At 33.3% G+C, this 15,950-nt stretch carries 13 protein-coding genes and 1 pseudogene; 10 read left to right on the top strand and 4 right to left on the bottom strand.

Annotation, left to right across the window (positions count from 1 at the left end; translation table 11 throughout):
* Positions 1-42: 42 nt before the first annotated feature.
* The 8 genes and pseudogenes from ACHRVL_RS12485 to ACHRVL_RS12450 all read left to right on the top strand — a co-directional run.
* A pseudogene (locus ACHRVL_RS12485) lies at positions 43-606 on the top strand (helix-turn-helix transcriptional regulator); the annotation flags it as partial.
* 221 nt (positions 607-827) lie between these two features.
* Entirely contained in the window at positions 828-1,286 is a 459-nt protein-coding gene (locus tag ACHRVL_RS12480) for a MarR family winged helix-turn-helix transcriptional regulator (protein WP_395413194.1), read from the top strand.
* 56 nt (positions 1,287-1,342) lie between these two features.
* Positions 1,343-3,733, top strand: a complete 2,391-nt coding sequence (locus tag ACHRVL_RS12475; protein WP_395413192.1) for a 3-hydroxyacyl-CoA dehydrogenase/enoyl-CoA hydratase family protein — start codon at positions 1,343-1,345, stop codon at positions 3,731-3,733.
* An 85-nt stretch (positions 3,734-3,818) separates the two neighbouring features.
* Entirely contained in the window at positions 3,819-5,000 is a 1,182-nt protein-coding gene (locus ACHRVL_RS12470; RefSeq protein WP_343541668.1) for an acetyl-CoA C-acyltransferase, read from the top strand.
* 127 nt (positions 5,001-5,127) lie between these two features.
* Positions 5,128-5,493: a four helix bundle protein gene (locus tag ACHRVL_RS12465; protein WP_395413190.1), complete on the top strand. Its 366-nt coding sequence runs from the start codon at positions 5,128-5,130 to the stop codon at positions 5,491-5,493.
* Between the two features lie 32 nt (positions 5,494-5,525).
* Positions 5,526-7,331, top strand: a complete 1,806-nt coding sequence (locus ACHRVL_RS12460) for an acyl-CoA dehydrogenase family protein (RefSeq protein ID WP_115888680.1) — start codon at positions 5,526-5,528, stop codon at positions 7,329-7,331.
* A gap of 306 nt (positions 7,332-7,637) precedes the next feature.
* On the top strand, positions 7,638-8,651 hold the full coding sequence (locus tag ACHRVL_RS12455) for a glycoside hydrolase family 18 protein (RefSeq protein ID WP_395413187.1): 1,014 nt from the start codon (positions 7,638-7,640) through the stop codon (positions 8,649-8,651).
* Between the two features lie 88 nt (positions 8,652-8,739).
* Positions 8,740-11,253: a mechanosensitive ion channel family protein gene (locus ACHRVL_RS12450; protein WP_395413185.1), complete on the top strand. Its 2,514-nt coding sequence runs from the start codon at positions 8,740-8,742 to the stop codon at positions 11,251-11,253.
* Between the two features lie 55 nt (positions 11,254-11,308).
* Here ACHRVL_RS12450 and ACHRVL_RS12445 read toward each other — a convergent pair whose 3' ends face one another.
* The 4 genes from ACHRVL_RS12445 to ACHRVL_RS12430 form a co-directional block, all read right to left on the bottom strand.
* On the bottom strand, positions 11,309-11,794 hold the full coding sequence (locus ACHRVL_RS12445; protein WP_089053186.1) for a hypothetical protein: 486 nt from the start codon (positions 11,792-11,794) through the stop codon (positions 11,309-11,311).
* 87 nt (positions 11,795-11,881) lie between these two features.
* Positions 11,882-12,763, bottom strand: a complete 882-nt coding sequence (locus ACHRVL_RS12440) for a transporter (RefSeq protein WP_395413183.1) — start codon at positions 12,761-12,763, stop codon at positions 11,882-11,884.
* Positions 12,764-12,839: 76 nt separating this feature from the next.
* Positions 12,840-13,358: a DUF4251 domain-containing protein gene (locus tag ACHRVL_RS12435; RefSeq protein WP_395413182.1), complete on the bottom strand. Its 519-nt coding sequence runs from the start codon at positions 13,356-13,358 to the stop codon at positions 12,840-12,842.
* Positions 13,359-13,419: 61 nt separating this feature from the next.
* A complete protein-coding gene (locus ACHRVL_RS12430) occupies positions 13,420-13,857 on the bottom strand; it encodes an META domain-containing protein (protein WP_395413180.1) in 438 nt (145 codons plus the stop codon).
* A 212-nt stretch (positions 13,858-14,069) separates the two neighbouring features.
* Here ACHRVL_RS12430 and ACHRVL_RS12425 point away from each other — a divergent pair, with 212 nt between their 5' ends.
* Positions 14,070-14,597 carry a superoxide dismutase family protein gene (locus ACHRVL_RS12425; RefSeq protein ID WP_395413178.1) on the top strand — a complete coding sequence of 176 codons (528 nt, stop codon included), beginning with the start codon at positions 14,070-14,072 and terminating at the stop codon, positions 14,595-14,597.
* Between the two features lie 108 nt (positions 14,598-14,705).
* Positions 14,706-15,908 carry an LETM1-related biofilm-associated protein gene (locus tag ACHRVL_RS12420; RefSeq protein ID WP_395413176.1) on the top strand — a complete coding sequence of 401 codons (1,203 nt, stop codon included), beginning with the start codon at positions 14,706-14,708 and terminating at the stop codon, positions 15,906-15,908.
* Positions 15,909-15,950: the final 42 nt, after the last annotated feature.

The raw sequence follows: 15,950 nt of genomic DNA, 5'->3' as shown, positions 1-15,950 counted from the left end.
AGTTGCAATTCCAGTTTAAAAGGTCTACACTATTTAGACGAAGTTTATCAGGCGATCATTAAGAAAGTTGTACTTGTGATTACTTACAAATCATTCAAATCAAAAGAAGAGAGTAAATTTCATTTTCATCCCTTTATACTAAAGGAATTCAACAATCGCTGGTTTTTGATTGGTAAAACAAAAACTTCACAACCAATTACCAATTTAGCATTAGACAGAATTATTGCAATTGATTACGATTTTAACATTCCTTATTTAGAAGAACATTTTGATGCTGATACTTATTATAAGGATATAATTGGTGTAACTGTAAATTCTGGTTTACAGCCCAGACGCATTGAGCTTTGGATTGATGCAATAAATGCACCTTATGTGTTGACAAAACCGCTTCATTCTTCGCAGCGATTGATTAGGGAAAATGAAGATAAAAGTATTATTGTGCATTTGTTTATTTCACCTAATTATGAAATGGAACGGCTTTTATTAGGTTTTGGAGATTCGATAGAAATTTTAAGGCCTGAAAATCTAAGAAATCGTATGAAAACGATTCTAAAAAAGGCAATCACAAGATATGAAACCGAAAACGGTACTGAATTAAATGCATAATTTTTTACAGAATACAGAATAAAAAACGTTTTAAAAACTAAAAAAAGTTTTTTACAACATAAAAAGTGTTAAAATCTAAAAAAAGAATAGTATATTTCACTATAAATAAACCAGCAAAACCCTCTAAATCAGGGATGTTTTTTAATTAACCAAAAATTTATTAAAAAATTATATGCATGCATAGTATTTTTTAATTATATTTGAAATCGATATAGTTACCTATGAAAGACAAAACAATAGATTATATTTTGAGAGCTACATGGCAGGCTGTTTCAAGAATGTATAATGAAGAGGCTGCAAAATACGATGCTACAATGGCCACCGGATTTGCACTTTTGAGTATGGACAAGGAAGAAGGAACACCATCGACCGCTTTAGGCCCTAGAATGGGAATGGAAGCCACAAGCTTAACCAGAACGCTCAAATCTATGGAGGAAAAAGGTTTAATTGTTCGCAAGAAAAACCCAAGCGACGGCCGAGGTGTTTTGATTTACCTCACCGAATTTGGAAAAGAAAAAAGAGATTTATCTAAAAATACAGTTCTGAAATTTAATGAAACCGTTAGAAAACATGTCTCAGACGAAAAGCTGAAACATTTTATCGAAGTTTCTGAAATTATAAATGAACTGATTCACGATAAAAACATATTTAATCAAACAGAAAACGCAGAAAAAGAATAGTATTTCTTTTAAGAGATAATTCAGATTCTCATACAAAAAACAAATAGTAACAAATTATGAAACGCACAATTAAAAAAGTTGCTGTAATTGGATCCGGAATTATGGGTTCAGGTATAGCTTGTCATTTTGCTAACATTGGTGTCGAAGTTTTACTTCTGGACATTGTACCGCGTGAACTGACCGAAGCTGAAGCTAAAAAAGGATTAACACTTGAAAGTAAAGCCGTTCGCAACCGTGTGGTAAACGAACATTTGGCGAATTCATTAAAATCAAAACCATCTCCTATTTACAGTCAGAAATTCGCAAACCGAATTACAACTGGAAATACGACAGATGATATGGCAAAAATTGCTAATGTTGACTGGATTATCGAGGTTGTTGTTGAGCGTTTAGATATCAAAAAATTGGTTTTTGAACAAATCGAGAAATTCCGTAAACCGGGAACTTTAGTTACTTCTAACACTTCTGGTATTCCAATCCATTTTATGAGTGAAGGAAGAAGCGAAGATTTTCAACAACACTTCTGCGGAACACACTTTTTTAACCCTGCGCGTTACTTAAAATTATTTGAAATTATTCCGGGTCCAAAAACTTCTACTGAAGTATTGGATTTCTTAAACGAATACGGATCTAAATTCTTAGGAAAAACTTCGGTTGTTGCTAAAGATACTCCGGCGTTTATTGGAAACAGAATTGGTATTTACGGAATCCAAAGTTTATTCCATTTAGTGAAAGAAATGGGATTAACGATTGAAGAAGTTGATAAATTGACTGGTCCAGTAATTGGTCGTCCAAAATCGGCTACTTTCCGTACCGTTGACGTTGTTGGTTTAGATACTTTGGTACACGTTGCCAACGGTATTTACGAAAACTGTCCGAATGACGAACAACACGAATTGTTCAAACTTCCAGATTTCATCAACAAAATGATGGAAAATAATTGGTTAGGAAGCAAAACTGGACAAGGTTTCTACAAAAAAGTAGATAAAGATATTCTTTCTTTAGACTTAAATACATTAGAATACCGCGCTGCTAAAAAAGCGAATTTTGCTACTCTTGAACTAACAAAAACTATTGATAAACCAATCAATCGTTTTAAAGTTTTAGTGAAAGGAACAGACAAAGCGGGAGAATTCTACCGTAAGAGTTTCGCCGGAATGTTTGCTTATGTGTCAAACAGAGTTCCTGAAATCTCAGACGAATTATACAAAATTGACGATGCCATGAAAGCTGGTTTTGGATGGGAAAATGGTCCATTCGAAATCTGGGATGCAATTGGTGTTGCCAAAGGAATTGAAATCATGAAAGCAGAAGGTTTAGAACCTGCTGCATGGGTTACTGAAATGTTAGCTTCTGGAAGCGAAAGTTTCTATACTGTAAAAGAAGGAGCGACTTATTTCTATAATATTCCAACAAAATCACAAGTAAAAGTTCCTGGACAAGATTCATTTATTATTCTGAATAACATTCGCGAAAGCAAAAAAGTTTGGAGTAATAGTGGTGCAATCATTCAGGATTTAGGAGACGGAATTTTGAACTTAGAATTCCAATCTAAAATGAATACCATTGGTGGCGATGTACTTCAAGCTATCAATAAAGCAATCGACTTATCTGAAAAAGAATATCAAGGTTTAGTTATTGGTAACCAGGCAGCGAATTTCTCTGTTGGAGCTAATATCGGAATGATTTTCATGATGGCAGTTGAGCAGGAATACGACGAATTGAATATGGCAATTAAATTGTTCCAAGATACAATGATGCGTGTTCGTTACTCTTCTATTCCAGTTGTTGTGGCGCCTCACGGAATGACTTTTGGTGGTGGATGCGAAATGAGCTTACATGCTGATAAAGTGGTTGCTGCGGCAGAAACTTACATGGGATTAGTTGAATTTGGTGTTGGAGTTATCCCTGGTGGTGGTGGTTCTAAAGAAATGACTTTAAGAGCTTCAGATTTATTCCGCAAAAATGATGTGGAATTGAACGTTCTTCAAGAGTATTTCTTGACAATTGCTATGGCTAAAGTTTCAACTTCTGGTTATGAAGCTTTTGATACTGGACTTCTTCAACATGGAAAAGACATTATCGTAGTAAACAAAGATCGTCAGATTGCTGAAGCTAAAAAACATGCTTTAATAATGGCTGAAGCTGGTTATACACAACCAATCAGAAGAACAGATGTGAAAGTACTAGGAAAACAAGCTTTAGGTATGTTCTTAGTAGGAACGGATCAAATGGAAGCTGGAAAATACATTTCTGAGCACGACAAAAAAATCGCTAACAAACTGGCTTACGTAATGGCGGGTGGTGATTTATCTGAAGCAACTTTAGTATCTGAACAATATTTATTAGATATCGAACGTGAAGCTTTCTTGAGTTTATGTACAGAAAGAAAAACTCTGGAGCGTATTCAATATATGTTAACTAAAGGAAAACCGCTTCGTAACTAGATAATAAGATGCAAGAAACAAGAAGCAAGACTCTATCTTGCCTCTTGCCTCTTTCTTCTAATAAATCTTAAAAAAACAAAAACAAATGAAAACAGCATATATAGTAAAAGCATATAGAACAGCAGTTGGAAAAGCTCCAAAAGGTGTTTTTAGATTTAAAAGACCTGACGAATTAGCTGCAGAAACCATTCAGTTTATGATGGACGAACTGCCTAATTTCGACAAGAAACGTATTGACGACGTTATGGTAGGAAACGCCATGCCGGAAGCAGAACAAGGTTTAAACGTTGGACGTTTGATCTCTTTAATGGGATTAAAAGTAGAAGACGTTCCTGGAGTTACAGTAAACCGTTACTGCGCATCTGGATTAGAAACTATCGGAATGGCGACTGCTAAAATCCAATCAGGAATGGCAGATTGTATCATTGCGGGTGGTGCAGAAAGTATGAGTTACATCCCGATGGGAGGTTACAAACCAACTCCGGATTATAAAGTTGCTGCTGCAGGTCACGAAGATTACTACTGGGGAATGGGTTTAACTGCTGAAGCGGTTGCCAATCAATATAAAATTTCAAGAGAAGATCAGGATGAGTTTGCTTACAACTCTCACATGAAAGCTTTGAAAGCACAAGCTGAAGGAAAATTCGACAAACAAATCGTTCCGATTACTGTTGAGCAGACTTTCATCAATGAAAATGGTAAAAAAGAAACTAAGTCATATGTTGTAAATAAAGACGAAGGGCCGAGAGCAGGAACTTCTAAAGAAGCTTTAGCAGGTTTAAGACCAGTTTTTGCTGCTGACGGAAGCGTAACTGCTGGTAACTCTTCTCAAATGAGCGACGGTGCCGCATTCGTTTTAATCATGAGTGAGGACATGGTTAAAGAATTAAATCTTGAGCCAATCGCACGTTTGGTAAACTTTGCTTCTTCTGGTGTTGAGCCAAGAATCATGGGTATCGGTCCAGTAAAAGCAATTCCGAAAGCCTTAAAACAAGCGGGATTAACATTAAACGATATCGAGTTAATTGAGTTAAACGAAGCTTTCGCTTCACAAGCTTTAGCTGTAACTCGCGAGTTAAACATAAATCCAGAAATCGTAAACGTAAACGGTGGAGCAATTGCTTTAGGTCACCCACTGGGATGTACAGGAGCTAAACTTTCTGTTCAGTTATTTGATGAGATGAAACGTCGTGGTAATAAGTACGGAATCGTTTCGATGTGTGTGGGGACTGGGCAAGGTTCTGCGGGGATTTACGAAGTGTTGTAGGTTTTTTTGAGAGGAAAGAAGCAAGAAGCAAGACTTACATTTGGAATGTAGATATTCTAAAAGTGTGTTTTTAAAAAGTAGTAAAAAACTTACTTTTATTTTTTCTTCTTATCTTGCCTCAAAAAACATGAGACACAATTTTAAGAATTTGAAAATTTGGATTTTAGCTATGGAGATTACAAATGAGATCTATAAACTAACTGCCACTTTTCCAAAATCAGAAACCTATAGTTTGACAAGTCAAATGAATCGATGTTCTGTTTCAATGCCTTCTAATATTGCTGAAGGTTCCAACAGAGGAAATAAACACTTTCAGCATTATTTGAATATTAGTTTAGGTTCGTCATTTGAATTACAAACGCAATTACTGATAGCTTTTCAAAATGATTATCTATCTAAAACAAAAACAGAAGAAATAGAAAACAAAATAATTGAATTTCAAAGGATGACATCAGGTTTCATAAGTAAGTTAGATCAAAGTCTTTCTTCTTGACTCTTGCATCTTTTAATCTAAACAAAAACAAAATGGCAGATACAATCGAAAAAAACGTGACTCGTGGTGGTCAGTTTTTAGTTAAAGAAACAAAATGCGAAGATATCTTCACACCAGAAGATTTCTCGGAAGAGCAGTTAATGATGCGTGACTCTGTAAAAGAGTTCGTTGACAAAGAATTATGGGCGCACAAAGATCGTTTTGAGAAAAAAGATTACGCTTACACAGAATCATCTATGCGTAAAGCTGGAGAATTGGGACTTCTTGGAGTTGCAGTTCCTGAAGAATACGGCGGATTAGGAATGGGATTTGTTTCTACAATGTTGGTTTGTGACTACATTTCTGGAGCAACAGGTTCGTTCTCAACTGCTTTTGGAGCGCATACAGGTATTGGAACTATGCCAATTACCCTTTATGGTACTGAAGAACAAAAGAAAAAATACGTTCCGAAATTGGCTTCTGGAGAATGGTTTGGAGCTTATTGCTTAACTGAACCAGGCGCAGGATCTGATGCTAACTCAGGAAAAACTAAAGCAGTTTTATCTGAAGATGGAAAATACTACTCTATCACAGGTCAAAAAATGTGGATTTCGAATGCAGGTTTCTGCTCGGTTTTCATCGTTTTTGCTCGTATTGGAGATGATAAAAATATTACAGGTTTCATCGTAGAAAACGATCCTTCAAACGGAATTTCTATGAATGAAGAAGAGCATAAATTAGGAATCCGCGCTTCTTCTACTCGTCAGGTTTTCTTCAACGAAACAAAAGTTCCAGTTGAAAACATGTTATCTGAAAGAGGAAACGGTTTCAAAATCGCAATGAACGCTTTAAATGTTGGCCGTATTAAACTAGCTGCTGCATGTCTTGATGCTCAAAGAAGAGTTACTTCTGGAGCTGTAAAATATGCTAACGAAAGAATTCAGTTCAACACTTCTATTTCATCTTTTGGAGCTATCCGTTCTAAATTGGCTGAAATGGCAACAAATGCTTACGCTGGAGAAAGTGCTTCTTACCGTGCTGCAAAAGACATAGAAGACAGAATCGCTGCTCGTGAAGCTGAAGGAACTTCTCATCAAGAAGCTGAATTGAAAGGTGTTGAAGAATATGCTATCGAGTGTTCTATCTTGAAAGTAGCGGTTTCTGAGGACGTTCAATCTTGTTCTGATGAAGGAATTCAAATTTTTGGTGGAATGGGATTCTCTGAAGACACTCCAATGGAGAGTGCCTGGAGAGATGCTCGTATCGCTCGTATCTACGAAGGAACAAACGAAATCAACAGAATGCTTTCTGTAGGTATGTTGATCAAAAAAGCAATGAAAGGACACGTTGATTTACTTGGACCAGCAATGAAAGTTCAAGAAGAATTAATGGGAATTCCATCTTTTGATACTCCAGATTTCTCTGAATTATTTGCAGAAGAAAAAGGAATCATTGCTAACTTGAAAAAAGTTTTCTTAATGGTTGCTGGTAGCGCCGTTCAAAAATATGGTCCAGAATTAGATGCTCACCAACAATTATTGATGGCAGCTTCTGATATCCTAATCGAAATCTACATGGCTGAAAGTACAATTTTGAGAACTGAAAAATTAGCAAAAGCTCAAGGCGAAGATAAAGTTCAAGAGCAAATCGCTATGGCAAAATTATACTTGTACAAAGCAGTTGATATCGTAAACTTAAGAGGAAAAGAAGGAATCGCTTCTTTTGCTGAAGGTGACGAACAACGTATGATGTTAATGGGACTTAAACGTTTCACTAAATATACTAACCTGCCAAATGTTGTGGCACTTAGAGAAAAAATTGCCGCAAAATTAGTTGCCGAAGATACTTACTGCTTCTAATATAAAAATAGTTTTTAGCTTTTAATTTGTTTAAACCCGCACAACTCCGAAACTGTGCGGGTTTATTTTTTTGTTCTTTGGGTAAATATATGCAATGATTAAGCGCAATATTTTTGCAACGATTTGCAAAATATTCGTTAAAATTAACTTTTTAAGATCGATGAAATAGTTAAATATCAATTGTATTCCTTTATATTTAGCATTCTAAAAACGCTAAAGAAACATATAATGAAACAAATTAACCTGATTGCCATGCTTTTGCTGTGCTGTTTATCAACAAATCTTTTTGCACAAAAAAACAAAAAAATGGATATCATAGCTTATTACACCGGCGATGATAAACTAATAAACGAATACGAAGTAAATAAACTGGATCAAATTATCTTTAGTTTTTGCCATTTAAGAGATGGAAAATTAGGTGTTGACTCTCCTAAAGACTCAATTACTATTAAACATTTAGTTTCCTTAAAAGCTAAAAATCCACAATTAAAAATCATACTTTCACTTGGCGGCTGGGGTGGCTGCGAACCTTGCTCTGCTGCATTTTCTACTGCTGAGGGAAGATTAACTTTTGCTAAATCTGTAAAAGAAGTTAGTGATTATTTTAAAGTTGATGGTTTAGATTTAGATTGGGAATATCCTTCTATCGAAGGTCTTCCTGGTCATTTATATCAGGCAGCTGACAAGCCTAATTTTACAGCACTTCTTAAAATTTTACGCTCAACATTAGGAAAAAAATATGAACTAAGTTTTGCTGCAGGTGGTTTTCAAAAATGTCTGGATGAATCTATAGACTGGAAAGCAGTTGCGCCATACGTAAATCGTATTAATATTATGAGTTATGATTTAGTAAACGGTTATTCTAAGGTAACTGGACATCATACTCCATTATACAGTACAAATCCAAAAGAAGAATCAACAGACAGAGCTGTTACTTACTTGCTAAAACTTGGGATTCCTGCTGAAAAATTAGTTATTGGAGGTGCTTTTTACACGAGAACATGGAAAAACGTAGCGAATGTAAACAATGGTCTTTATCAAGCTGGAGAGCATATTCAAGGGGTTGATTTTAAAAACTTCTCTACTTATTATACGGAAGCTAACGGATGGAAATATTTTTGGGATGATAAAGCTAAAGCGCCTTACTGGTACAATGAAAAAGAAAAAACATTTGCTACTGGAGACGATTTAACTTCGATAAAAGCTAAAACAGAATATGCAAAAGCTAAGAAACTTGGCGGTATTATGTTCTGGGAACTTCCTCTAGATGCGCCTCGTAATGGAATGGTAAATACCATATACGAAACTAGAAACAAATAAAATCAGAATACTAAGCAACCTAAAAAAACTTTTTTTAGGTTGTTTTTTTTTATAGTATTTTTGGAGTAACTCCCAAAAGCAAAGTATTATGATATTTTCGACTATAATTCGCAATACTATTTTTTATAAAAACATCATAATTAACTTTACTGTTTTAAAAGTACTTGCAATTATACTTTTAACTGCAAGTCCAGTTTATACTTCTTATGCTCAAAATTCAATTTTAGAAGATAGTTTAAAAGTAAAAAATAAGATTCCTAAAAACACTAAAATTGAAAGTTTACTCAAATTAGATGAAGAGAAAAGCAGGCAGCTTTATATCGAAAATAAAATAACCAAAAACCATAATTTATTATTTGATGCCATTTCTAAAAACATTCAGGATGCCAATGTCATTTTAAAAACGGGTATTGATTACAAAGGTTTTACCACAGAATTAGATTATGCTATCAAACTAAAAAAAACTGCGATTGATGGTATAATCAAAAATCGAAATGATTTTCAAACGCTTAGAAACATAACCGTTACATCGATTATGCTTAATGAATTGCAGACGCGTCTAGAAATTCAGCTTTCAAAAATCAAAAACAACAGTATTGAGTTAAGCAAAATACAAGGGAAAATTGACTCTTTAACAATTCAAAAATCACTGTTTATACTTCCAAAAGATTCATTGCGAAAGATTCTATATTATGATCGTTATTCTCAAATGTACTCTAATGTCAACTCGCTTAATAAACGTTTTAAAGATGCACTTGACAGTATCAGTAAACTGCAAATAACTGCGAGACATTTTAAGTATGATCTGCAAAACGACATCATCGAAACCGATAATATTAGAAAAAATGAATTTCAAAATCTACTAGATTCTGATGGAACCATTTTTAGTACCAACTCAAGTGAAATGTCTTTTTATGAATCGTTCTTTTACTCGCTTACTAAAGAATCGATCATTTTAATATTCTTTATTTCAAATCATTTTAAAACAATTGTTTTAATGCTTCTGCTTGCAGCAGTTCTGGTCATTTATCTGTTGTTCCTTAAAAAGAAGTATAAAAAAGAGGGTGTTTACAATACCACAAAACTTTCCAAACAAATATTCAGGCACCCGGTTTCGTGTGCTGTATTAGTTTCATTTACCTTATTCAATTTTTTCTTCACCTACCCTCCTTTTGCCTTTACAGCGCTCATTTGGCTGGTATCGATAATTGCTTTAACCATAGTAAATAAAGAATATTTTACGCCAAAAGAAAAGTTTGTATGGAAAGCTTATGTCATTATTATTCTTCTAGGATTGTATGATAATAATATTCTAACACACTCAGTAAAAGAGGTTATTTTAATTTTAATAATAGCTTTTTCATCAATTGCATTTACCATTTATAATCTAAAAAAGAATAAAGAGATTTTAAATCCCTTTTTTAAATACAGCTTATATGTTTTAATAACTTTTGAGATCGCTTCCATATTATTTATCCTAATTGGTAAAAACTATAATTTAGGAAAGCTTCTAGCTATAAACGGTATTATAACGGTTTTAATGTATTATTTATTCACCACAACATATCGTTTGCTTGCTGACATTATAAACTATTCCAATTATTTGAGAGAATCAAACGAAGAGAAATTATTAAGCAGCAACGAATTAGAAAAGATCAGTACCGATCCTAAAATAAACACTTTATTTGTTCTTGGATGGCTGGTGTCTATAGGCAAAAATTCATACCTTTTTCAAGCCATTCTCGATCCAATTATTGGCTTTTTTACAGAACCTCGAAATATTGGTGACTTCAATTATTCGTATCAAAGTATTTTGGTTTTCTTCTTTATCATTATCGCTTCTGTAATTATTGCTAAAATTGTCGCATTTTTAACCAGTACTTCTATTAATTCATCTTCTGGTGTTAAAAAGAATAAATTGGGGAGCTGGATGCTTTTCATACAAATTGCCATATTTAGTATCGGAATAAGTCTTGCTTTTATATCATCTGGTATTCCTGTTGACCGTTTAACTATTATTATTAGTGCTTTAGGTGTTGGTATCGGATTTGGACTTCAAACATTAGTAAATAATATTGTCAGCGGTTTAATAATTGCTTTTGAAAAACCTGTTAATATAAATGATACAATTGAAATAGGCGGTCAAATGGTAAAAATGAAATCTATTGGAATACGAAGCAGTGTTGTGGGAACTTTTGACGGCGCCGATGTTATAATACCAAATGGAGATTTGTTGAGCCAGCATTTAACGAATTGGACACTTTCAAACAATAAAAAACGAACAGATATTTCTATTGGAGTGGCATACGGAACTAATTTAGAAAATGTAAAATCCTTGTTGAATGAAATATTGAGAAACCACTCTTTGGTACTTCAATATCCAGAACCAATTATTTGGATAACTACTTTCAACAGCAGTTCGATCGACATTGTTATTAAATATTGGGTTGGAAATATAAATTTTGCAAGTGATGTAAAAAGTGATTTAATTATTGAAATTGATAAAGTTTTTAGAGCAAATAATATCGAGATTCCTTTTCCGCAGCAAGATATCTATATCAAACAGGATCAAAATAAAAGCAAAGACGAAAACGAAAATTGAGCATAAAAAAGGCAGTTATTAGAATAACTGCCTTTTTTATGCGAATATAAATCTCTTAATTCAATTTTGCTTTGTCTAATTCTCCAATAAACGGAATTGAATTTTGTATTTCGTTACGAATTGTTGTTTGAAGATAAACTTCTAACTGTATAAATTTTGCCGCATTTATAGATCCAACAGCTTTTTTTGCCTGACCATACGTTTTTGAAAATAACTTTTCGTAATCAATTTCATTTTTCAAAGCCGCTTTTGCCAATTGATCTGCTTTTTCATCTGTTAATGTTGCGTAATTGGCCGCATAATCATTAAGCAATTGAAATTTTGTTTGACCAAGAGCTTTACGCTGCGCTTCATAGCTGTCATAAACTTTTGTAAATGCTGCAGATTGAGTATCAGATAAATTCATGTATTCTTTTACAAGATCACTTTTCGATTTTCCATAAACACTTTGTACAACATCTAAATCTTCTTTGAAAGAAGATTGAGCATAAGAAGAAAACGTGGCCGCAGCCAAAATAAAAATAAGACTTAATTTTTTCATAATTTTAATTTTAAATTTGTTCTTAGTGGATTATGCATACTCAAATATACTGATTTTTAACACATTAATCGTACATTTTTTTCCCGTCTAAAAAAATGAATATTGATAAGCAGCTGATAAAGCATAATAATTAAGTCCGTTATTAGTATATGCTCCAACATGATACTGAAATTTTATAGACTGTCCTTTTGCTATAGGAGTTGAAAACGTTGCTCCTACCCGCCAATTATCAATTTGGCTGTCATCAGAAACACCATCTGTAATTGTTTTTCCGCCAAAAAACCAGTTTGTATTAAATCCTACCCACATTTTATTCTGAAAATAATAACTGGCATGTGCCTGTAAACTGTAAGTTGGCTTTTGCTCTAATTTTTTTCCAAGAAAATCATTATTATTAGTATAAAACCAAACACCGCTATAGACTTCAGCATATACATGTGCAAAGCGTTTTGAAACCCCAATTTCAGGCTTAAATCCCCAGCGGTTTGTTCCTATATTAACTTGTTTGTCATTATAATATCTGCCCGTTGGTATTGAGGTTACTAAACTTACCCCTAAAATCGTTTTTTGCTCAAAATTTCTAAATTCCGTCTTATCGAGTGCAGGCGAACCCAATAAATTAATTCCTAACCGAACTTTCATATCTGCAAATCCAGTACGTGATCCCGTTAAAACATCACCATTTGTGCGTGTTTGCGAGCCATCCATAAAAGTATAAGGTAAAACAACTTGTACACGAGCCAATTTATCAGAAACTGCAAAAGTTCGAATATAATTTACTGCTAAATTGTGGCTGTGAAGCGTAAAATCTGTAATTGGCAGCGAAGGATCTGTGAGCACATTACCATTCATAAAAACATAACCAATTGCTGCAACATTCAAATCTTTAGCAACATTAGCGTAAACTCTTGGTTCTAAATCTTGACTATAGGAATATAATACCCCAAAAAAAAATATTAATGTAAACAAAAACTTTGCGGGCAAAAAACAAGACGACTTTTTTAGCATAAAAATAATTCAGGGCATCATTAATAATAACTCTTTACTACTTATTCACAGCCTTCTTAGGCGCGCTTACTATACCATCATAAAAAATAGACGATCTATTGTTACTGTTAACAGAAAGAGAACAATTTCCATTAAAAAAGATGGTAAATACCAAATCAAAAACATCATTTTTTCCTTTAACTGTTGCTTTTACAACATAGTTTTTTTTATTCTTTTCAATCTTTAAATTATCAGGCACTCCTTCAAATTTAATTCCTCCGTCAGTTCCATATCCTACATTAAATCCACGTCCAAAAAAGGGTAAATCACAAGTTGTCTTTACAGTATTAAAATTTAAAAAATAAGTTTTATAATCTAAATCAATAATCCTGCCTCCTGTAGGAGTAGCTTTTTGTGCTTCAAAAACAAAATCTTTAGCATCGATCAAAGCCTCAATTTCTTTCTGTTTTTGTAGTTCTCTCTCGGCCTTTAGTTCTTTTTTAGATTTTTGCTGTGCTGAGACAGAAAAATTTACAAAGACCATCAATACTAATAAAATAGATAATTTAGTTTTCATTTTAAACAGCATTTATATTGTTTAACAATAAACCATAATCAAAAAAAAACAGTAAGTAACCTTACTGTTTTTTCGTGAATCTCATCATGACAATATCGCCAGAAATAAATAGAAGTGTTTTCCCTTCATCTGTAATATCATATGATGTTATTTTTTGAAGCGTATTCATATACACACTTTCTCCCTGTCCGTTAAGGCACATCATTTTGGTAACTGCCATAGGTTGTGTAAAATCTGTTTTATTACCATCTAAAACAAGTTTTCCTGTATAGGAATTACAACTATTATTACCTGAAACCTGACTTTCTTTTGTATTAAAATTTATGGTTGGTTTCTTATTTGGATATAATCCTTCAAAAGCAATTCTTGGCCCCGTAATAAAATTAAGTTCCCAACTTCCATCAAGTTTAGCCACTGCATCACTTTTTTTGCCTTTAGAAACACTACAAGAAATCAGCATTATACTAAGAAAGGCTAAAATCGAAATTCTTTTCATCATAAAATAAAGTATTAAATTTAAACAAATTGAGCCTTTTTTTGAATAAAAATAGGGCCTAAAATCACTACTAATTTACGCATTATAATCCGTTTCGTATTGGTACTTTCAATAAATTACAAGGAATAGTTTGACTTTTTTTTAACTTTTACAACCTAGCTTTGTCGTTATTTTATGTTAAATTTACTTAATATTTAATTTAAATGCCCATAAATATGAAAAAAATAATCGCGTCTTTCGCTATAATTACAGCTTTAGTCATTGGTTGTAAAACAAATACAAAATCAAGTGATGCTAAAACTCTGACGGTTGCTTTAGAACCAAAAAGCAACAGCAAGGTAGCAGGAACAGCAACTTTTACAGAGAAAAACGGTAAGGTGACCTTTACAGCAAAAATATCTGGATTAACACCAGGTGTTCACGCTATACACATTCACGAAAAAGCAGATTGTACTTCGGCTGATGGAAGTTCTGCAGGCGGACACTGGAATCCAACTTTTAAAAAGCATGGAAAATGGGGCGTTGGAGAATATCACAAAGGTGATATTGGAAATTTCACCGCTGATGAAAAAGGAAATGGGACTATTGCAATGACAACTGATGAATGGTGTATTGGATGCGAAGATGAGACAAAAAATATTCTAGGAAAAGGTTTAATTGTTCATCAAGGTACTGATGACTTTACTACTCAACCAACTGGAAATGCCGGCGGAAGAGTTGCTTGTGCAGGAATTATCAAATAAATAAAACCTATAACCACTATTTTTTCACAAAAATCTAGTGGTTATTTTATTTTATATTCACACTAAAACAAGAAAAAGATATAGCTTTGCAGCTATAAATTGAAGTCAATGATTAACCCATCTGCACCAGGCTGGATAGACAAGTATTTTAGCGAACAAAAGTTTTCAGAAGCAATCCCTTTTGAGACTACAGATTCGTTCTACTATAAAGTTAGAGAAACTGGTTTTATTTATGGACATATTATTGCTATTGATTCTCGAATTCCAATTCCGATAAAAGGCTGGTTTAAAACCGAAATTTCGAAAGTCGCTTTACTAAATACGCTTTACAATGTTTTTTGTTTAGAAAAAAGAGATTTTGAACCTCTGCATTTTATTACCGAAGTTTTAAAATTCTACAAACAAATGAATCCTGAAGGTTTCAATTTGTTTAAAATTTTACTGCCAAAAGATACTCCTTCTTTATCTCTAGAAAATATAATAGATCAAAGAGTACAAACAAACGATAGTATTATCAGCAAAAACTTTTCACATTTAGTTACCAATGCCCTTTTGTTTATTGATGTTTTGGCATTTAGACAATATTTAGTGCATGGCGAAATACCTGAAAAATATTTAAAACGAATTGAAGAAACTGTTCTTGGAATTGTTGCACTGGCATTAAAAACCAAAACCATCAAATCTCAGCATGATGATTTGTTAATTAAACTTTTTGAAGCATCTATTCGTTACTCGAAATTCTCGAAAGTTACTGTTGAAACTTTAGAGACCTTACAACTGGACTATTTCAGCAATAAATTAGAGCAATATTACCTAATCGATATGGCTGGAATGGCTTTATGGAGTGATGGCGTTGTAGAAAATGAAGAAGCCTACTTTTTATATTCATTAGGATCGATGATGGGCGTTTCTGATGATTTTGTTTCAAATAGTATTGCTACAACAAATGCTTTTATTACCACTCATAAAAAGAAAATCCCCTATTTTAACTACTCCAATCCGGTAAAACATTTTTACGATCAAATGACACACAGCGTTGTAAAATTGATTGTAAGAAACAAAAACAGGTTGGTCAAGGAAATTATCCAAAGTAAAGAATTAATGGTTCTGTTGGCTTATTCTACCACCCGAGATTTGGATGCCAAGGAAAAGAAAAAAGTAAAAAAACAACTTTTAGATATTTGCAAAACCATTCCGTCGCTTACCATTTTTTTACTTCCAGGCGGAAGTTTATTACTGCCCATTCTAATCAAGTTCATTCCAACATTATTACCGTCTGCTTTTAATGAAAATCTAGACGAAAACGAATAAAAAAATCGCCCTTTTGAGGCGATTTTTTTAACAATTTTATTT

It is taken from the genome of Flavobacterium sp. FlaQc-28, from assembly GCF_044007415.1.
In the GTDB taxonomy this organism is placed as follows: domain Bacteria; phylum Bacteroidota; class Bacteroidia; order Flavobacteriales; family Flavobacteriaceae; genus Flavobacterium.
The sequence above is the reverse complement of the archived record's forward strand: the minus strand, read 5'-3'. Positions and strand labels throughout refer to the sequence as shown.